Here is a 19,410-nt window from a genome sequence, read left to right as displayed (position 1 = left end):
CCGCCGCACCCCAGGAGTCACTCCCGATGCCCGACACCGTCGTCGCCACCCGGCTCGGTCCGGTACGAGGGGAGCGCCGGACCGACGGCACCCTCCGCTTCCTCGGCATTCCCTATGCGAAGCCGCCCGTGGGCACACTGCGCTTCGCGTCCCCGGTGGCACCGGACCCGTGGACGGAGCCGCTGGACGCCACGGAGTACGGGCCGACCGCGCAGCGCCGCGCCTTCGCCGAGGTCACGACGATCCCCGAACCGTCGGTCCCCGGCGCGGGCGTGCTGAACCTCAACGTGTTCACCCCGTCCGCCGACCCGCGGGCCGCGCTGCCGGTCCTGGTGTGGATCCACGGCGGCGGCTTCGTCGCAGGCTCGGCGGCCAGCCCCTGGTACGACGGATCGGCGTTCAACCGGGACGGGGTGGTCCTGGTGTCGGTCGGCTACCGGCTGGGCATCGAGGGCTTCCTGCACCTCGCGGACGCACCCGACAACAGGGGAGTACGGGACTGGATCGCCGCCCTGGAATGGGTGCGCGACAACATCGCGGCCTTCGGCGGCGACCCGGCCCGGGTGACCGTCGCCGGACAGTCGGCCGGCGGCGGCGCGGTGCAGACCCTGCTCGCCGTCCCCTCGGCCCGCGGCCTGTTCCGCGCGGCCGTCTCGGCCTCCGGGGCGCTCCCGCCGTCCTGGGGCAGGGAGGCCGCCGAGGCCGTGTCGGCACGGTTCACCTCCCGCACCGGCCTGCCGGCGACCGCCGCCGCCCTCCGCGACGTCGGCGACGACGAACTGCTGCGGCTCCAGGACCGTCTGGGTGAACCCGGGGCCGACGGGGAGGACGGGCCGCCGCTGCTCCTCGCCCCCTTCGCGGACGGCGGACTCGTCCCGGAGCCCGTGCCCGAGGCGCTCGCCGGCGGCACGGCCGGGGCGGGCGTCCCGCTGATGCTGGGGTTCACCGCGCACGAGTTGCACGGGGTGGAGCCCGCCGGAGCCGGGGCGGCCCTCACGGACGCGGTCTTCCGGGAACCCGCCCTCGCGATCGCCGAGGGACGCGCCCGCGCGGGACACCCCACCTGGCTGTACCAGTTCGAGTGGCAGGCCACCGCGCCCGCCTTCGCGGGCCTGGCGCACCACTGCTCCGACCTGCCCTTCGTCTTCGACCTGCTGGCCGCTCCCGGAGTCCGCGAGGCGCTCGGCGACTCCCCGCCGCAACAGCTCGCCGACGAACTCCACGGTGCCTGGGTCCGCTTCGTCGGCCACCTCGACCCGGGCCCCGCCTGGCCGCCCTACACCCCCAAGACCCGCGCCACCCGCCTCTGGTCCGGCCGGTCCCGCACCGCGCACGACCCGCTGCGGCTGCTGCGGGAGCGGCGCCCGGAATGACCGTCTCCGGCGGTGCGGCGCACGCCGTGGGCGGCCGGGCCGACGGGGGAGCGGCCCCGGCCGCGCCGGTCAGCGCAGCGCGACGGCCGGGTCCCGCGTCACCAGGGCGTCCACGACGTCGACGAGCGAACCCCGGCGCGCGTGGACGGCGCGCTGGCGGTCGGCGCCGGTGCCGGTGGCCGTCAGCCGCCGGAGCAGCGCGACGACGGTCTCCCGGTCACCGGTCTCCTCCAGCGCGGGGCCGATGTGGCGCAGCAGGGCCGGGACGCGCTCACCGGCCGGCGACAGCCGCCCCGTGTGCGGATCCATGCCCTGGCCGCGCAGCCCGTCGCGCGCCGCCCGCCAGCACGCAGCCCGCAGCAGTTCGGCGGGCGGCCGGGGAGCGGGGCGCCCCTCCTCGACGTCCCGCAGGGCGGTGAGGGCAAGCGCCCGCACCAGCACGGCCAGCAGGGCGCTCTCCTCGGCCGTCACGGGAACGTCGGCGGCCCGCACCTCGATTGTTGGATAACGCGACGAGAGCCGGAGGTCCCAGAAGACCGTGCGGCGGTCCGCCAGGGTGCCGCCGGCGGTCAGCCCCTCCAGGAGGGCCTCGTACTCGTCGTGGTCGTGGAAGTACGGCGGAGGGCCGGAAACCGGCCACCGCTGCCACATCACGTGACGCCAGCTGGCGTAACCCGTGTCGCGCCCGCAGGAGAACGGCGAGTTCGCCGACAGCGCGATCAGGAGCGGAAGCCAGGGGCGCAGATGATTGCTCATGAGGACGGCGACGTCCCGGTCCGGGACGCCCACGTGCACATGGGTCGCGCAGATGAGGTGCTCGTGGACCAGACCCCGATAGATCTGCAACTGCTCCTCGCAGCGGGGCCCTTCGCTGATCCGGATCGGGACCGGAACCCCGAGCGGAAACGTGCCGGCCGGAACCGGGCTGGACCCCATGGCCTCGGCGGCGGTCCCGACGGCCGCCCTCAGACGCCGCAGCTCCCCGCGCAGTTCACCGAAGGTGCGGCACGGCGGGGTCTTCGTCTCCACCTGGTACCGGCTCAGTTCCCGGGACACCAGATCGCCCAGGTCCTCCGCGGCCTTCCCCACCACTTCGGCCGCGTACGGGACGGCTTCACGGGTGACGGGGTCGACGAGGAAGCACTCCTCCTCCACGCCCATGAGCAGTGCCGAAATGCGTAATCCGGTTGTATCGGCCATGGCGGCCACCCTAAGCGCTGCCCCGCCGGGTATTGCGGGACAGCTCTCGGAAGGAACGGCATACGTACCGCAACGGAGTCTCCCTCCGGCGAAAACCGTGCCGGAACCCGCGGGGCCGCCGTTCCCGGCGGATGCCGCCCGGCCGCATTCCCGGCACGACGGCCCGGCCCGGTCCCGGCCGCCGCCCCACCCCGTACGAACCGCGCAGCGGGGCAGCCATACTGGACGGGCCGGGGAGGGCGCAGCGGCAGGCGGAACGACGGGGGCGACAGCAGGCGATGGCGGACACCAGGCTGATCCAGAGCCGGTACCGACTGCTCGATCTGATCGGGCGCGGGGGCATGGGCGAGGTGTGGCGCGCCCATGACGAATCGCTCGGCCGGCACGTCGCCGTCAAGTGCCTCAAGCCGATGGGCTCGCAGCACGACCAGTCCTTCACCCGCGTCCTGCGCGAACGCTTCCGCCGCGAGGCCCGCGTCGCCGCCGCGCTCCAGCACCGCGGCGTCACCGTCGTCCACGACTTCGGCGAGCACGAGGGCGTCCTCTACCTGGTCATGGAACTCCTGGAGGGCCGCAACCTCAGCCAGCTCCTGGAGGACAACGAACAGCACCCGCTGCCGGTGGCCGACATCGTCGACATCGCGGAACAGGTGGCCGACGCCCTCGGCTACACCCACCGGCAGGGCATCGTGCACCGCGACCTCAAGCCCGCCAACATCATGCGGCTGACCGACGGCACGGTGAAGATCTGCGACTTCGGCATCGCCAGACTCGGCCACGACATCGGCTCCTCCTCCCGCCTCACCGGCACGGGCATCGCCATGGGCACCCCGCACTACATGTCGCCCGAACAGATCAGCGGCGGCCGGGTCGACCACCGCAGCGACCTCTACTCGCTGGGCTGCGTCCTGTACGAGATCGCCACCGGCGCACCGCCGTTCGACCTGGAGGACTCCTGGGCGATCCTGGTCGGACACCGCGACACCCAGCCCCGGCCCCTGCGCACCCACCGGGCCGAACTCCCGGACTTCTTCGACCGAGCCGTCCTGGAACTGCTGGCCAAGACCCCCGAGGAACGGCCCGTCGACGCGGGCGCCCTGAAACAGCGGATCGTCGTCGGCCGCACCGGCGAGCAGCCGCGCCCGGAGCCGTCGGGGCGGGTACGGCTCGCGCCGCCCGTCCCGGTCGTGCGCCCGGGGCAGCAGCTGCCGGCCTGGACCCGCGGCATGACCACCGGCCACAAGGCGGCCGGCACCCGCCTGCCCGTCGCCCTGCCCGACCACTCCGCGGGCCTCACCGGCGAGTGGACCACCGGCACCGACCTGCGCGACCTCACCGGGGAACTGCCGCTCGCCGCGGCCGAGCGCCCGACCCCGTCGCCGGAACTGCTCTCCGTCCTCGCCAGCAGGCACAGCGCGGGCCTCAACCTGGGGCGGCTGGGCCACTGGGAGGAGGCCGGCGAGGTGCACCGCGCGGTCGCCGCCGAACGCGAGCACGCCCTGGGCCCCGACCACCCCGACACCCTCGCCAGCCGGTACGAGGTCGCCTTCACCCTCGGCCGCACCGGCCGCGTCCCGGACGCCCTGCGGGAGTTCGACCGGGTCGCCCGGGGCCGCGAACGCGTCCTGGGCCCCGACCACCCCGACACCCTCGCCGCCCGCCAGGAGACGGCGTACATGCTGGGCCGCCTCGGCCGGCACTTCGAGGCCCACCAGGTGTACGCGGAGGTCCTCGCCTCACGGGAACGGTCGATGGGCCCCGACCACCCCGACACCCTGCGCTGCCGCCACAACCTCGCCTTCAACCTCGGCCGGCTCGGCCGCCTGGAGGACTCGTACCGCATGGCCAGGGAGGTGGCGTCGGCCCGCGCCCGGCTCCTGGGCGCCGAACACCCCGACACCCTGGTCACGCTCTACGAGGTGGCGTACACGCTCGGCCGGCTGGGGCGCTGGCCGCAGGCCCTGCAGACCTACCGGGAAGTGGCCCGGGGCCGGGCGAGATCGCTCGGCGCCGACCACCCCGACACCCTCGCCGCCCGCTACGAGGTCGGCATCGGTCTCGGCCGCATGGGCCACAGCGCGGAGGCGCTGGAGCTGTACCGCGCCCTCGTCGACGACCGGACCCGGGTGGGCGGCCCCACCGACCCCGAGACGCTCCGCGCCCGCCACGGCCTCGGCGTCAACCTGGGACGCCTCGCCCGCTGGGAGGAGGCGCTCGCCGAGGCCCAGGACGTGTGCGCGATCCGCGAACGCGTCCTGGGCGCCGACCACCCCGACACCCTCGTCAGCCGCCGGGAGGTCGCCGTCGGTCTCGGCTGGCTGGGCCGCTGGGCCGACGCCCTCACCGCCTACCGCCAGGTCGCCGGGGCCCGCGAGCGCCTGCTCGGCGCCGGCCACCCCGACACCCTCGCCGCCCGCAACGACGAGGCGCACTGCCTGGAACAGCTCGGCAGGGGAACGGAGGCCGTCGAGCTGTACCGGCAGGTCGCGGCGCTGCGCCGCGGACAGCGGGCCCCCGGCACCACGACCTCTGGCCAGGTGTGATCGTGCCGTGCTACGAAGGGTCATGCCCGCACCCGACAGCTATGACGCAGTGATCGTGGGCGGCGGCCACAACGGACTGGTCGCCGCCGCCTACCTCGCCCGTGCCGGACAGTCGGTCCTCGTCCTGGAACGCCTGGCCACCACCGGGGGAGCGGCCGTCTCCACCCGCCCCTTCGCCGGGGTCGACGCCCGCCTTTCGCGCTACTCGTACCTCGTGTCCCTGCTCCCGCCGAAGATCGTCCGCGACCTCGGACTGGACTTCGCCGTACGCAAGCGCACCGTCTCCTCCTACACCCCCACCGTGCGCGACGGCCGCGCCACCGGACTCCTCGTCGGCGGGGAGAACACCCGGGACTCCTTCGCCGCGCTCACCGGCTCCGACCGGGAGTACCGGGCGTGGCAGCGCTTCTACGGAATGACGAGCCGGGTCGCCGAACGGGTCTTCCCGACCCTCACCGAACCCCTGCCGGACCGTGCCGCGCTGCGTGAACGAATCGACGACGAGGAGGCCTGGCGGACGCTCTTCGAGGAGCCCATCGGCGTCGCCGTCGAGAAGAACTTCACCGACGACCTCGTACGCGGAGTCGTCCTCACCGACGCCCTGATCGGCACCTTCGCCGACGCGCACGACCCCTCGCTGCTCCAGAACCGCTGTTTCCTCTACCACGTCATCGGCGGCGGCACCGGCGACTGGGACGTCCCCGTCGGTGGCATGGGCGCGCTCACCGACGCCCTGGCGCGGGCCGCCCGCGAGGCCGGGGCGGAGATCCGCGTCGACCACGAGGCGACCCGGATCGAGACCGACGGGACACGGGCCGAGGTCACCGTCCGCTCGCCGGAGGCGGAACACGTCGTCGCCGCCCGTCGGGTCCTCGTCAACGCCTCGCCGCAGGCCCTCGCCGCCCTCCTCGGCGAGGCACCGCCCGCCCCCGCCGAAGGGGCCCAGCTGAAGGTGAACATGCTGCTCACCCGGCTGCCCCGGCTGCGCGACCGCTCCGTCGACCCGCGCCGGGCGTTCGCCGGGACGTTCCACATCGCCGAGGGGTACGGGCAGCTCGCCGACGCCTACCGGGACGCGGCCGAGGGACGGCTGCCCGCCACCCCGCCGTCCGAGATCTACTGCCACTCGCTGACCGACCCGTCGATCCTCGGCCCCGACCTCGCCGCCAGTGGCCACCAGACCCTGACCCTCTTCGGCCTGCACACCCCGGCCCGGCTCTTCACCGCCGACAACACGGCGGCGCGCGCCGAACTGCTCGCGGCCACGCTCGCCGCACTCGACGCGCACCTGGACGAGCCGATCACCGACTGCCTGGCGCTCGACGGGAACGGCGAGCCGTGCATCGAGGCGAAGACCCCGCTCGACCTCGAACGGGAGCTGCGGCTGCCGGGCGGCCACATCTTCCACCGGGACCTCTCCTTCCCGTACGCCACCGGGGAGAGCGGACGGTGGGGCGTGGAGACGGCGCACGCCAATGTGCTGCTGTGCGGTGCGGGCGCGGTGCGCGGCGGCGGGGTCAGCGGAGTGCCCGGCCACAACGCCGCGATGGCGGCCCTGGGCCGGTGACGGAAACGGGGGCCGGCCACCGGCCGGCCCCCGTCCCCCCTACCGCCCGAACACCCCGCGCAGCGCGCCGATCTTGCGCGGCAGGTCGTACTCCGCGCCGCCCTCGTGCCCGTTGTACGTGAACACCTCGATCTCGGCCGGCCCCGCGTAGCGGTGGTACGCGGCGAACACCGTGGACGACGGGCAGATCCTGTCCATCAGGCCGACGGAGAACCATGCCGGGGCGCTCGCCCGCGCCGCGAAGTTGACCCCGTCGAAGTAGGACAGGGTCTCCATCGCCTCGTCGATCCGGAAGCGGTGCCCGGACAGCCAGCGGGCGATCTCCGCGTACGGCCCGGCGTCCGTGATCTGCGAGGCCCGCCGGTAGTGGCAGAGGAACGGCACGTCGGCGACGGCCGCCGCGACGTCGTCCCGCAGCCCGGCCACGGCCAGCGCGAGCCCGCCGCCCTGGCTGCCCCCGAGCACCGCCACCCGGGCGGCGTCCACCGCCTCGTGGGCCTTCGCCGCGTCCACCGCCCGCACCGCGTCCGTGATCAGCCGCCGGTAGTAGTGGCGGTACGGGTCCTCGATGCCGCGGGTCAGGAAGCCGGGGGAGGAGGAACCGTGCCCGTCGGGGCCGATGTCGGGGGTGTCCGCGGTGTTCTTGCCGCCGCCGCCCTGGCCCCGGTTGTCCATGACCAGATGGGCGTACCCCAGCGCACTCCAGGTCAGCCAGGAGTACGGGATGCCCCGGCCGCCGTTGTAGCCGATGTACTGCACCACGGCGGGCAGCGGGCCCGAACGCGTCCGCGGCAGCAGCAGCCACGCCTTCACCGGCTGCCCGCCCCAGCCCCGGAACGTCACGTCGAACACGTCGACGGTCGCGAACCCGGCGTCGTACGGGACGAACACCGCGTCCAGGTCGTGGCGGGCCGTCTCGGCGAGGGTCTTCTCCCAGAAGGCGTCGAAGTCGGCCGGCTCCTCCGGCTCCGGCCGGTACGCGCGCAACCGGTCGAGATCCATGTCGAACAGCAAGGGTCTAGCTCCTCTTCAGGGTGAGGTTGAGAGTCGCACCGTGGCGCCCGGCGGTGTCGGCGGTGATCCGGACGCCGCTGCCGGTGGTGGCGACGCTCACGCCCGGGTCGGCGGAGACGACGCCCAGGCCCCGCTGCGCCAGCTCCAGCACGACCGAGGAGCGCGACTGCGTCGGGTCGGACAGCGCCACCTTCACCGTCTTCCCGTCCGGGCGCACGAGGACCGAGGCCGGGCCGTCCGAGGACAGCTCCTGCGCGGTGCCCGCGGTCCAGAAGTTCGCCGCGACCAGCCCGTCCGCGCAGCGGCGCACCGCGTGCACGGCGGTGGTGCGGGCGACGGGTTTCACCGGCGGCGCGGACGCCCACTGCCTGGTGCGTTCCGCGGAGGCGGCCGGGGCCTGCAGCCAGTAGTAGCCCGCCCCGTCCGGCGCCGCCCCGTGGTCCTGCCACAGCGTCAGGTACGGTCGGGTGACCGGGGTGTCCGTGCCGTACTTGAGGTTGATCTCGCGCCAGGTCGCGGTGCGTTCCTCGCGCAGGCCCCGGAGGGTGACGGGCTCGGGGAAGACGTAGCCGCCGGTGCCGGCGAGGTGCAGCCACTTCACCTTCTCCAGCGGGGCCGACCAGCCGGCGTCCGAGGGCGCCGCCGTGCCGTCGACGAGCAGGGCCGCCCCCGGGTCGCGGAGCTTGCGGTTCTCCACGACCGTCTCGACGGTGCCCGCGTCGGCGGTGATGCCCGAACCGACGCAGACGATCACGTCGTCCAGGCAGAACCAGCTCTTCAGGCCGCGCAGCGAACTCCCGTACGCGCGCAGCTCCATGCCGTACGCCCCGAGCGTCGTGCCCGGCAGCGCGGTCCCGCCCGCCCAGTCGGCGGTGCTCGTGGTGCGCTGCCCCGCCGCGTCCGCCTGGCGGCCGGCGACGACGGTGGTGCCGGGGAGCCGCGCCGGGTCGACGGTGGGCCAGTAGTCCTCGCTGTAGTGCCCGAGGTCGTCGGTGTACAGCAGGACCATGCCGTCGGAGAGGTGCCAGGCGTGCAGGTTCTCGTTCTGGATCGACTCGTAGTTGTAGATCCGGGACGAGTACGCGGAGATGCCCAGCGCGAAGGACGGCCGGTGGTGGGCCGCCTTGTCCATCCGGGGGTGCTGCTTGTGCGCGACCAGCGGCCCCCGAGCGGGGACCGGGGAGGCGAGGACCTGCTGGGTGGCGACGAGCGAGGCGAGGTCGGTCACGGCCAGGAAGTCGCGGTAGGTGTCCTCGGCGATCCACTGCTTGACCAGGGCGGTGAACCGGTCGGCGGTCTCGCCGGGGAAGCTCGGTATCAGCCGCACCACCGCCTCGACGACCGTCTGTGCCGAGACGTGGCCCTGCTTGCTGGGGCGGGCGATCTCGCGTCCGCACACCGACGCCATCACGTCGCCGCGCACCAGCAGTGGGTCGAAGCCGTCGTCGACCCAGCGGCGGACGTTGTCGAGGTCCGGGTCGGTGACCTTCCACGCGGTGCCCGCCAGGAGGTTCAGCAGCCGGGACAGGTTGTTCAGCAGCTCCTTGCCGTACCCGCCGTTGTAGGGGTGCTTGTAGTGCTGGAGGAACGAACCGTCGGAGTAGAAGCCCTCGCCGGTGCCCTCCGCGGCGGCGCTCGCGTCGTTGAAGGCGAGGACGCTGTTGGCGCCCGAGCCCTCGACGTCCGAGAGCGCGTCACGGACCCGGGCCAGGTCGTCCCCGTTGTCGCGGAGCACGGCGTTGACGGCGACGACGGTGGAGATCCACACCCGGTTGGCCCCGGTCGCGATCTGCCGGTCGGCCCGCCAGAGGTTCGGATCGGGGGTGTAGTGCCGTACGGCCGCGGTGATCCGGTCCAGCCGCTCCGTTCCGAGCACGTCGTACAGCAGCACGGTCGCGTCGTTGAGGGCGAGCGCGGAGCCGATCTCCCAGTCCCAGTCGTTGTCGAACCGGGTGTGGCCGGGACCGTAACGGTTCGTCAGCATCCAGTCGAGGCCGGCCAGCAGCAGATCGCGCAGCGCGGTGTCGCCGTACTGCGGGGTGCCGGGGACGGCCCACGCGGTGGCGACCGTGGCGAGCCGCTTGAACGACGTGGTGACGTGGTTGGAGAGCGCGGTGCTGGTCAGATCGGGGAACAGCCCGTCGGTACGGGTGGGGTCGAGGCCCTTGGCCGCGGTGGTCGCGGCCCGGCCGACCCGGGCCACGGCCGCGGCGATCCGCGGGTCGGCCGGGTCGAGGCCGGGGCCGCCGGTGAGCAGGGTGTGCCAGCGGGTGCGCAGCGCGGCGGCGGTGTCCTCGGCCGCGTGCGCCGCGCCCTGGGCGACGGGTGCCAGTGGCAGGGCGACGGCCGCGCCGAGCGCCGCCGCCCCTGCGAGAACGGTGCGTCGGGTGGTGCCGGGGGTGCTGCCTGGGTTCATGATGCGGCCCTCACAGAAGGTGTCGGCGGTCGACGGCCGCGGCCAGCGCGGCGTGACCGGCGGGGTTGGGGTGGAGTCCGTCGCCGCTGTCGTACGCGGGCAGCATCCGCGACGGGCGTTGCGGATCGCGCAGTGCCGCGTCGAAGTCGGCCACGGCGTCGAAGACGCGCCCGGTCCGTACGGCGGAGTTGATCCGCTGCCGGACCGCCTCCAGCTCCGGCGTCCAGCGGATCCAGCCCTCGAACGGGGTGATGGTCGCGCCGACCGCCCGCAGCCCGGCGTTGCGGGCGCGCAGCACCAGTTGCCGGTACCCGGCCAGGACGAGTGCCGGATCGGTCTGGCTCGGCGGCTGCTGGAGGTCGTTGACGCCGAGGTGGACCAGTACGGTCCGCAGCCCCGGCAGCGACAGCACGTCGCGGTCGAAGCGGGCCTGCCCGCCCGGACCGAACCGGGCGTCGTCCAGCAGCAGCCGGTTGCCGCTGATGCCGAGATTGGCGACGGCCGAACCGGGCAGGCGCCTGGCCAGTTGGTCGGGCCAGCGCAGATCGGCGTCGTCCGGGGTGCCCACGCCCTCGGTGATGGAGTCGCCCAGCACCGCGACCACCGGCCCGTGCGCCCCCGTCACCTCGACGCCCGTCAGCAGGAACACAGACGCGGTGCGCTCGCCGTCGAGGGAGTGCGAGGCGTGGGTGTTGCGGTGGAAGGACAGCGGGCCCGTGGGTCCGGGGAGCCGGGTCTCCACGGTCAGCCGTGCCGCCTCGGCCGCCCGCAGGCCCTCGACCGGATCGCTGGTCAGCGAGGCGCCCGCCGCGAGCCATGCCTGGCGCCGCCCGCCGAACGTGACCGGTCTGCCGCCCGCCGTCACCGGGCCGACGAGGACCGGGACGGTGCCGAAGGCGTGCCCGTAGCGCAGCCGCACGGCCCCGCCCGCGGACAGCCGTACGTGCGCGGTGAAGGCGGCGTCGGTCAGGCCGGCGCTCGCCACCGTGTCGGCGGCGGTCGGCGCGGTCTGCGCGGTCGCCCAGGACGTCGTCCAGCGCGACCGGCTCCCGCCGCCCGACCGCTCGGCCGCCCGTGCCCCCGGCGCCGTGGCCGCGACCGCCGCCAGACCGGCCGCCGCCGTCAGTACCCCGCGTCTCGCGGGTCCCCGCCCGGTCACTTGGGGCACACACCCGTCGGGTCGTACTCGCTGCCGTAGGTGCCGACCGCGTTGCCGCCGGTGTTGCCGCTCATCGTGTTGGTGCACACCGGGCCCTGCGGGGTGCGCATGAACTTGATGCCGCCGCCCGCGTTGTTGGTGATGGTGTTGCCGTAAATGCTGGTGTCGATGCCGTCGGTCGCGGTGTCGCCGCCGAGCCGGATGCCCGCGCCGACGTTGTCGTGAACGGTGTTGTAGCGGAAGATGTTGCCGCTGCCGCGCGCGTCCAGTCCGCCGGAGCTGGGGTCCTTCTGGCCGCTGCAGTCGTTGTACTCGACGTAGTTGTTGGTCGAGTTCTCCTTCACGTCCACGCACTCGTTGCCCTGTGTGGCGATGGTGTTGTGATGGATGCGGTTGTTCCTGCTGACGTCGGGGGCCGCGTCCGGGGCGCCGTTCGCGCCCTGTTGCTCGGGGGCCGTGCCGAGGTAGATTCCCTCGCCGTTCTTGCCGCCCCCGCCGAACTTGAAGTCGGCGACCCCGCAGTTGGTGATGGTGTTCTCAAAGATGTCGGCGCCGGTCACCAGGTAGCGCACCCGCAGGCATTCGTCGGCGGCGTTCTTCAGCGTCATCCCGGTGATGCGCAACGCGCCCACCCCGTTCCCCGGGGTCGTGCTCATGACATAGACGAGTTTGAGGCGGTAGCCCGACACGTCGGAGGACGAGCCGTGCAGGCCGTCCACGGTGAAACCGCTGAGCGTCGTCGAATCGTGCTGCACCTGGATGATCCGGGCGTCCCCGGCCCCCTTCACCACGGCGTTCGACGGGCCGGTGATCGTGACCCCGGCACGCCTGGTCACGATGTCCTGCCGGTACGTCCCGGCTGCGAGGTTCACCGTCGCGCCGGTCGGCGCCAGATCGACCGCCTTCTGGATCGTGGCCAGCGGGGAGCCTGCCGACGTACCGGAGTTGGAGTCGCTGCCGGACGGCGACACGTAGTACGCGGTGGCGGCCTCGGCGGCCACCGACGGCGGAGGGAGGACGAACGGCGCGCCGGCGGCGAGCGCGGCGACGAGGGCGGTGCGCAGTACACGGCTCATGGGGTGTGCCTCCTGGGGTCTGCGAAGGACAGGGCGAGCAGTACGGGAACGCTGGGGCCGAGGAGCAGGGGGCCCAGCGGTACGACGAGGGAGAGCAGCGCGGCGGAGATCACCGCGCCGAGCAGGGCGGTGCCCCGGGCCGGTGACCCGAAGCCCAGGGCCAGCGCCCCGCGCGACCAGGTGCGGACCGTGCCGTGCGGCGAACGGCCCGCCTCCGCCGCGAGCGCCACGTGGTGGACGACGAGTGCGGCGGCGATGCCCACCTGCGCGGCGAGCAGCACGAACGTCCATGCCTCCGCACGCCCCAGCAGATGGACGATGTTGGCGACCAGGACGACCGCGGCGGCCGTGGACACCAGCGAGTGCCGCCACAGGGCGTGCCAGTACCGGGGGAACGCGGTGAACGTGTGGACGAAGCACCGGCTGTCGCCCTCCGCCCGCCACCGCTGCAGGGCGCACCCCATCGCGGCGAGCGCGGGCAGCCAGGTCACGACACCGAGCGCCAGCACGGTGAACGCGGCCCCGGCGGCGGCCGGGTAGGCGATGAACTCCAGCCGCCGCAGCAGCAGCGTCGGCCGGCCGGACGAGAGGGTTGCCTGCATGATCAGCCGACCTTTCCTGTGTACGGCTCCGGGACGTCGAGCAGTACGTGGCCGTCCAGCTCCAGCCGGGTGGCCGCCACCACGTACGGGGCGCCGCCGTCGAGCAGTACCGCTGCCGCGTCGGCCGATACCGCGGCGGTACGGATGCGGCGGGCGACGGGCGAGAGGAGCACCGTCTCCTCGCCGAGGACGACGCCCTCGCCCGCCGCGCATTCGGCCCGCCGCGCGACGACCGGTCCGGTGCCCGGGACGATCGCGGTGAGGAAGAGACCGCTCGACGAAGGCGTGGTCGTCGAGCGCAGGGTGTGCAGGGTGCGGGTGAGACGCAGCTCCGGCGTGCTGGACGTCGGATTGGCCTCGACCTCGGTGGCCTCGGAGACGACCCGGGCGTCCAGCGGCGCGAACTGCCGCACCAGCGCCGAGGCCGCCCCGGACCGGATCAGCCGGCCGCCGTCCGGCCGCGGCTCGGTCGGCCGGTCGGTCTGGAGCAGGAACGTCCACTCCCGCTCCGTGTCCGCCTCGGCGAGGTCCAGCAGCACGAGCCGCCCCGACGGGGTGAACACCAGCGTCCGGTCCAGCCGCCGCACCCCGAGCGCCGGGTCGTACATCGCGGCGATCTCCGCCGTGGCGTGCGCCCAGCCGCAGTCGTCGGCGACCAGCACGTCGCGCTGCCGGGCCTGCCGCTCGTGGGGGATGTCCCGGTACACGTGGTACCGGTCCTCGTCCGCGTACCCCTGCCCGTCCACCAGCAGCAGATTGTGGTGCGCGGCCCGCTTGCGGTTGCTGTAGCCCTCGTCGACCGCGAGGAACGCGCCCTGCGAGACCAGCACGAACGAGCCCGAATCGGGGTGGTGGTGGCCCTGGTCGAGAGTGTCCCAGCCCTTCTCCGCCCGGTGCTTCGCGGAGGTCTCCCACGCCTTGTGGCCGCCGCCGGGGCTCGCCTTGAACGAGACGAGCGTGGCGGCGTCCTCCCACCCGGTGCGGGCACAGAGCAGACCGAGGTCCGGGAAGAACGCCCGCGTCCCGGTGGGCGGCGCGGCGGCCACGGACGGGTCGTACCAGAGATGTTCGAGATACGCCTCCGGCAGGATGCCCGGCCGCACCCCGCTCTTTGAAGCCTCCTGCCACAGCAGCTCGCCCGAGGCGAGATCGCCCAGCCACTGCGCCTCGGGAATGCCGTACCGGGCCGCGAGACGGTAGTACAGGGCGGCACTGTGCCCGCTGCGCCGGTCGTGGCAGTCGCCGTGGTCCACGTTGAACGCGAAGCCGGGCGCCGTCTGGTGCAGCCGGTAGCGGAAGGTGTTGCGGAGGAACCCGCCCCGCTCCCACCAGTCGATGCCCTCCGCCTCCTGGAGGAGGTCCAGGTGGATCGCGAGGAACGGCACGCCGTACCGCCAGTAGACGACCCCCTCGGCGTGCGAACCGTCGTCCGGCATCAGGTCGAGGACCGTGCCGAGGTTCTCCTTGGCGCGCTCGGTCCACTCCTCCTTGCCCAGCACGTAACCGGCGGTCGCCAGGCCCGCGTAACAGATCCAGTTGTGGTTCTGCCAGTACGAGGACGACCACCAGCCGCCCTCGCTCGCCACCGCGAACTCGTACATCCGCCGCCCCTGGAGCAGCAGCTTGTACCGCAGCAGTGCCGCCACGTCGTCCGGCAGTTCGTCGCCGATCCACCGGTGGGCGAGCGAGAGGTGGTGCAGCAGCCAGCCGGCGTCCAGGTCATGGTCCGGCATGTGCGCCCGGCCCCAGTGCGGCAGCCGCACCGCCGCCTCGATCCAGCGCCTGCTCTCCGCCAGATGGGCCGGATCGCCGCCGACCCGGTACGCGAGCGCCGGGTTGGAGGCGGCGGGGCCCAGCCAGGTGATGCTGGCGAGGGGATGGGTACGGGGCGGGGTCAGCCCGCGGTGGCGGGCGGCCTCCTCGTACAGCCGCGCCTCCTGGGCGGGGCGGGGGCCGGGCGGCGGGGTCGCCGAGAGCAGCAAGGGTCAGTCCTCCGTCCGAAACCGTGCGGAACGTCCGTCGGCCAGCGCCACGGTCAGCACCCCGTCGCCGTCCAGCCGTACGTCGGCCACGGCGGGGCCGGCCGACGCCGCCTGGTACACCGAGGCGAACGTGACCCGCTCCGACCGTGTGGTGAAGTCGACCCGGGTGCACACCCGTTGCGGATCGTCCGCCGGACCCGGACCCGGCCGGGTGACCGGGCGCACGGTCCGGCCCGGGGTGTGGGTGTGCCGGCCGTGCAGGATCTCGTCGCCGTACCAGGTGGTGTCCACCTCGCCCGAGGGCCGGAGCTGGACGTCCAGCGCGACACCGGGTCGCAGCTGCGCGGCCAGGCTCCGCTCGTCCCCGGCGTCCACGGTCAGCAGGTCGACCAGATAGCCGTCGCCGAGCACGACCCGGCGCACCGCCCGCACCCCCTCGTACGCCGTCGTCACCTCGGCGGTGACGGACGAACCGTCCGAGCCCAGCAGCCGGCCGGCGCACTCGGCCTGTTCCGCCCCGTCCGCCCGGAACGCGGGATGGGCTTCCGTCGACGCGTACAGGTCACGGAATTCGGCGTGTGCGTAAGGCACTTGGCCGGGGTCGGGCTGCCAGGGGGTGGTGTCCCCGTACAGATACAACGACAGCTTGTCGCGGTGTCCGTGCGAACCGCCGTGCGGACCGAAGTCCAGCAGCGCGTGGACGCCCGCGTGGCGCAGCACCGCGTACCCGGCCGTCGGGAACACCGTGACCGGACCGGGCGCCGGACGCTCGGGCAGTGGCGGCCCGGAGAACCAGCCGCCCAGCTCGCAGTCGAGCCCGTCGTCGTCCCCGCCGAGCTCGGCGCGGGCCCGCCCGGCCACCGCCTCCAGGGCGGGGGAGGGCGCCAACTGCTGGGCCAGGGCCACGAGTTCGAGCCACTCCAGGGCGAGCGGACCGCGCAGGTACGGGCCGTCGTGCAGCGCCGGGAGAATGCCGCCCGGTGTGGCGATCGCCGCCAGCACGTCCGTCATCCCGGCCAGCACCTCCACCACGTCGGACGGCAGGTCCGCGGGATCGGTGCCGCGCAGCGCCAGCAGAGCGGCCCGCAGCACGAACCCGTGGTAGTACGTGCTGCCCTCCCACTCCCAGCCGTCGTCGGCGACCGCGACCCGCAGATGCGCGTACAGCCCGTGCTCGCCCTCCAGCCACCGCTCCCCGCCGTCCCACTCACCATCGCGCGCCGCGGCCGCGGCCCGGCTCGTGGCCGCACCGGCCGCGTTGAGCCACGCGGTGTAGTTGGACGCCAGCAGGTCCTGACCGGTGAGCACGTCCCGGGCGTCGAGAGCGGCCCGCTCCAGCGCGTCCAGCAACGGCAGCACCCCGGCCAGGTCGTCGGTGGAGTGCTCGGCGAGCGTGATCACGGCGTGCCCGATGTTCACCGCCCAGATGGCGTCGGTCAGCGCCTGGTGGAACAGCCGACCGCGCAGCATCCAGCCCTGCGCCTCGCCGTGCCGCTCGGTGGCCAGCTCCGCGTACAGCCCGGCGTACTCCACCAGCCGCGCCACCGACTCGGCACGCTCCCCGCGGTGCGCGAGCACCCGCAGATGCCGCGCCCACGCCTGGTGCGACAGCACCAGCCAGGCGCCGCGCACCGCCTCGTCGTCCACCCGGCAGCCGTACGCACAGCGCGCACCGCCCTCGGGGAACACCCCGGCGAGCAGATCACCGTGGTCGAGCTCCACGCCGTGCGCCGGGCAGACGTACGCGTGCCACCAGCCGCCCCGCTCCCGGGCGATCCGCCTCAACGCGGCCACGCGCCACCGTCGATGTCCACCGTGGTGGCGGTCAGGAAGCCGGACGACGGCGACGCCAGGTGCACGACCGCGGCGGCGACGTCCTCCGGCGTGCCGGCCCGGCCGACCGGGATGCCCGCCTCCATCGCCCGCTGCGCCTCGGGGGCGGTGAACGTGTCGTGGAAGGCGGTGCCCTTGATGAAGCCGGGGGCCACGGTGTTGACCGTGATGCCGGTGGAGCCGAGCTCCTTGGCCAGGCCCTTGGTGAACCCGCGGACACCGGCCTTGGCCGCCGCGTAGGCGACCGAACCGGGGCCGCCGCCGTTGTGCGCGGCCAGCGAGGACATCGTGATGATGCGGCCGGCCGACGACTGCGTCAGGTGGGGGATCGCGGCGCGCACGGTGCGGAACGTGGACGTCAGATTGGTGGAGAGAACCTGGTCGAAGTGGTCGTCGGACATCTCGGCGACGGTGGCCCGGCCGATCAGATGACCCGCGTTGCAGACCAGGACGTCCAGGCCGCCGAGGAAGCCGGTCGCCTCCTCGACGAGCCGGTCCACCTCGGTGGTCACCGTGACATCGGCCCGGAACGCTTTCGCCCGGCGGCCCAGCGCCTCGATCGCGGAGACGGTCTCTGCGGCCCCGTCGGCGGAGGAGTGGTAGTGGACGGCGACGTCGGCACCGGCCTCGGCGAGCGCGACGGCGATGGCGCGGCCGATGCCGTGGCCCGCCCCCGTCACCAGTGCGCGGGAGCCGTTGAGATCAGCAGACATGGAGTGAGAACCTTTCGAGGACCGGCCGCTCGGACCGGAACCGGTCACTTGAGACCGGCGGTTGCGAAGCCCTGCACGAAGTAGCGCTGGCCGATGAGGAAGAGAATGACCATGGGGAGGGTGGCCAGCGTGGTGCCGGCCATCAGGAAGTGCCACTGGGGGCCGTTCTCCGTCTTGAAGACGGAGAGCCCCACCTGGATCACCCGCAGACTGTCCGTGCGGGTCACCAGCAGCGGCCACAGGAAGTTGTTCCACGACGACTCGAAGGTCAGCAGCGCAACGGTGGTGAGCGCGGGCTTGACCTGCGGGGTCATGATGCGGGCGTAGATCCGGAACTCGCCCAGACCGTCGAGCCTGGCCGCCTCCTCCAGCTCCACCGGGAGGTCCAGGTAGAACTGGCGGAAGAGGAAGACCGCGAAGGGCGTGACGGCGCCGGGAATGATCAGCGCCCACCAGGAGTCCAGCCAGCCGCTGCCGCCCTGGCCGAAGATGTCGTTCCCGCCGGCCAGCGGCATGAAGCGGACGATCAGGAACTCCGGCAGCACCTTGGTGTACGTGGGGATCATCAGCGCGGCGATGAAGAGGTAGAAGATGACCTCGCTGCCCCGGAACCTGATCCGGGCCAGCGAGTAACCGGCCATCGACGCCACGACCACGTTGATGAGGGTGTGGCTGAAGGCGATGATGAAGCTGTTGCGCGCGTACGTTGCGAACGGCGCCGCCTTCAGCGCGTCGATGTAGTTCCCGAAATCCCAGTGTTCCGGCAGCAGTCCGGCGTCCTGCGAGGCGATCTCCACCGGCGTCTTGAGCGAGGTGAGCACCATCCAGACGAACGGCACCACCATCAGCAGCGACACGACGGTGAGGGTCATGTAGAGCGCGATCCGGCCGGCGGTGAGCGGCTTGCCGTTCTTCACCGGCCGGGGCTTGCGCGTGGCCCCCGGCGCGTGCAGCTCAGTTGTGGCCACGGGTGCCTCCCATGATCCGCCGGTTGACCAGGGTGAAGCCCATCAGCAGCACGAACAGCACCAGTGACTGCGCGGAGGCGTAGCCGACGCGGAACTCCCGGAAGGCGGACTTGTAGATCTCGAACGTCATCATCGTGGTGCTGTTGCCCGGGCCGCCGTCGGTCAGGATGTAGATCTGGTCGAAGGACTGGAACGCGCTGATCATCGACGTGATGAGGACGAAGAACGTCGCGGGTTTCAGCAGCGGCAGAGTGATCGAGAAGAATTGGCGCACCTTGGACGCGCCGTCCACCGAAGCCGCCTCGTACAGCTCCTTCGGCAGGGACTGCAGCGCGGCCAAGTAGATGAGCATCTTCATGCCGATGCCCTGCCAGATGCCGACCAGGATCACCGAGGGCATCGCCCACGTGGTCGACGAGAGCCAGGCCGGGCCTTCGATCCCGAGGAAGGACAGGAGTGTGTTCAGCAGCCCGTTGCCCGGGTTGTAGATCCACAGCCAGACCAGCGCGATCGCGACGGTGGCCGTCACCTGGGGAATGAAGACCGCGGTACGGAAGATGCCCCTGGCCTTCAGGCCGGTGTGCAGCGCCAGGGCGATGAGCAGCCCCAGCGCCATGCCGAACGGCACGGTGAAGAAGGTGTAGATGATTGTGTTGACGATGGACTTGCGGAAGACCGCGTCGCCCATCATCTCGCTGAAGTTGTCCAGGCCCACGAACTGCGGCGCCGTCAGCACGTCGTACTTCGTGAAGGCCAGGACCACCGATGCGACGACCGGCAGGCCGATCCAGAGCGAGGCATGCAGCAGCGCGGGCGCCACCATCAGCATGCCGGCGCGCTGTCTGCGGCGCCCCGGCCCCGTCGGGGCCCGGCCGGAGCGCTTCTTGGGGACCGTGCGTCCGGCCGGGGCGGAGGGCGGCGCGGGGCGCGCCTTCAATACGGATGTAGCTCCCACGGTACGGGT

Annotated in this window: 14 protein-coding genes; 3 read left to right on the top strand and 11 right to left on the bottom strand. The window is 73.1% G+C overall.

The window, feature by feature from the left end; all coding sequences use genetic code 11:
- Positions 1–26: 26 nt before the first annotated feature.
- The gene (locus tag ACWCXX_RS05445; protein ID WP_451124556.1) at positions 27–1,373 is read left to right on the top strand and encodes a carboxylesterase/lipase family protein; all 1,347 of its coding nucleotides are present in this window, start codon (positions 27–29) and stop codon (positions 1,371–1,373) included.
- A 69-nt stretch (positions 1,374–1,442) separates the two neighbouring features.
- On the opposite strand, the gene ACWCXX_RS05440 is transcribed toward ACWCXX_RS05445, so the two are convergent.
- Positions 1,443–2,573, bottom strand: a complete 1,131-nt coding sequence (locus ACWCXX_RS05440; protein WP_451124554.1) for a carboxylate-amine ligase — start codon at positions 2,571–2,573, stop codon at positions 1,443–1,445.
- A gap of 278 nt (positions 2,574–2,851) precedes the next feature.
- Between ACWCXX_RS05440 and ACWCXX_RS05435 the strand changes: the two genes are divergently transcribed.
- The gene (locus ACWCXX_RS05435) at positions 2,852–5,116 is read left to right on the top strand and encodes a tetratricopeptide repeat protein (protein WP_451124552.1); all 2,265 of its coding nucleotides are present in this window, start codon (positions 2,852–2,854) and stop codon (positions 5,114–5,116) included.
- Between the two features lie 22 nt (positions 5,117–5,138).
- Complete coding sequence (locus ACWCXX_RS05430) at positions 5,139–6,683, top strand: phytoene desaturase family protein (protein ID WP_451124550.1); 1,545 nt, start codon at positions 5,139–5,141, stop codon at positions 6,681–6,683.
- A gap of 39 nt (positions 6,684–6,722) precedes the next feature.
- Here ACWCXX_RS05430 and ACWCXX_RS05425 read toward each other — a convergent pair whose 3' ends face one another.
- The 10 genes from ACWCXX_RS05425 to ACWCXX_RS05380 are packed head-to-tail and all read right to left on the bottom strand — an operon-like array spanning position 6,723 to position 19,401.
- A complete protein-coding gene (locus ACWCXX_RS05425; RefSeq protein WP_451124548.1) occupies positions 6,723–7,697 on the bottom strand; it encodes an acetylxylan esterase in 975 nt (324 codons plus the stop codon).
- 4 nt (positions 7,698–7,701) lie between these two features.
- Positions 7,702–10,113, bottom strand: a complete 2,412-nt coding sequence (locus ACWCXX_RS05420) for a polysaccharide lyase 8 family protein (RefSeq protein ID WP_451124546.1) — start codon at positions 10,111–10,113, stop codon at positions 7,702–7,704.
- Between the two features lie 10 nt (positions 10,114–10,123).
- Positions 10,124–11,272: an SGNH/GDSL hydrolase family protein gene (locus tag ACWCXX_RS05415; RefSeq protein WP_451124544.1), complete on the bottom strand. Its 1,149-nt coding sequence runs from the start codon at positions 11,270–11,272 to the stop codon at positions 10,124–10,126.
- Positions 11,269–12,348, bottom strand: coding sequence for a DUF1565 domain-containing protein (locus ACWCXX_RS05410; RefSeq protein WP_451124542.1), 1,080 nt, complete (start codon positions 12,346–12,348; stop codon positions 11,269–11,271). The genes ACWCXX_RS05415 and ACWCXX_RS05410 overlap by 4 nt, the downstream gene beginning before the upstream one ends.
- Complete coding sequence (locus tag ACWCXX_RS05405; protein ID WP_451124540.1) at positions 12,345–12,950, bottom strand: hypothetical protein; 606 nt, start codon at positions 12,948–12,950, stop codon at positions 12,345–12,347. Before ACWCXX_RS05405 ends, ACWCXX_RS05410 begins: the two co-directional genes overlap by 4 nt.
- A 2-nt stretch (positions 12,951–12,952) precedes the next feature.
- Entirely contained in the window at positions 12,953–14,932 is a 1,980-nt protein-coding gene (locus tag ACWCXX_RS05400) for a hypothetical protein (RefSeq protein ID WP_451124538.1), read from the bottom strand.
- A 3-nt stretch (positions 14,933–14,935) separates the two neighbouring features.
- Complete coding sequence (locus tag ACWCXX_RS05395) at positions 14,936–16,726, bottom strand: heparinase II/III domain-containing protein (protein ID WP_451124536.1); 1,791 nt, start codon at positions 16,724–16,726, stop codon at positions 14,936–14,938.
- Positions 16,714–17,478 carry an SDR family NAD(P)-dependent oxidoreductase gene (locus ACWCXX_RS05390; protein WP_451124534.1) on the bottom strand — a complete coding sequence of 255 codons (765 nt, stop codon included), beginning with the start codon at positions 17,476–17,478 and terminating at the stop codon, positions 16,714–16,716. Before ACWCXX_RS05390 ends, ACWCXX_RS05395 begins: the two co-directional genes overlap by 13 nt.
- Positions 17,479–17,522: 44 nt before the next feature.
- A complete protein-coding gene (locus tag ACWCXX_RS05385; RefSeq protein WP_451124532.1) occupies positions 17,523–18,446 on the bottom strand; it encodes a carbohydrate ABC transporter permease in 924 nt (307 codons plus the stop codon).
- Positions 18,433–19,401: a carbohydrate ABC transporter permease gene (locus ACWCXX_RS05380; protein ID WP_451124530.1), complete on the bottom strand. Its 969-nt coding sequence runs from the start codon at positions 19,399–19,401 to the stop codon at positions 18,433–18,435. The genes ACWCXX_RS05385 and ACWCXX_RS05380 overlap by 14 nt, the downstream gene beginning before the upstream one ends.
- Positions 19,402–19,410 lie beyond the last annotated feature (9 nt).

This window comes from Streptomyces sp. NPDC001732 (genome assembly GCF_053596315.1).
The sequence above is the reverse complement of the archived record's forward strand: the minus strand, read 5'-3'. Positions and strand labels throughout refer to the sequence as shown.

What these genes read in the sequence shown, in the direction of transcription:
- ACWCXX_RS05445 (WP_451124556.1), top strand. Translation starts at nt 27, where the DNA reads ATGCCCGACACCGTCGTCGCCACCCGGCTCGGTCCGGTACGAGGGGAG.
- ACWCXX_RS05440 (WP_451124554.1), bottom strand. Translation starts at nt 2,573, where the DNA reads ATGGCCGATACAACCGGATTACGCATTTCGGCACTGCTCATGGGCGTG.
- ACWCXX_RS05435 (WP_451124552.1), top strand. Translation starts at nt 2,852, where the DNA reads ATGGCGGACACCAGGCTGATCCAGAGCCGGTACCGACTGCTCGATCTG.
- ACWCXX_RS05430 (WP_451124550.1), top strand. Translation starts at nt 5,139, where the DNA reads ATGCCCGCACCCGACAGCTATGACGCAGTGATCGTGGGCGGCGGCCAC.
- ACWCXX_RS05420 (WP_451124546.1), bottom strand. Translation starts at nt 10,113, where the DNA reads ATGAACCCAGGCAGCACCCCCGGCACCACCCGACGCACCGTTCTCGCA.
- ACWCXX_RS05410 (WP_451124542.1), bottom strand. Translation starts at nt 12,348, where the DNA reads ATGAGCCGTGTACTGCGCACCGCCCTCGTCGCCGCGCTCGCCGCCGGC.
- ACWCXX_RS05405 (WP_451124540.1), bottom strand. Translation starts at nt 12,950, where the DNA reads ATGCAGGCAACCCTCTCGTCCGGCCGGCCGACGCTGCTGCTGCGGCGG.
- ACWCXX_RS05390 (WP_451124534.1), bottom strand. Translation starts at nt 17,478, where the DNA reads ATGTCTGCTGATCTCAACGGCTCCCGCGCACTGGTGACGGGGGCGGGC.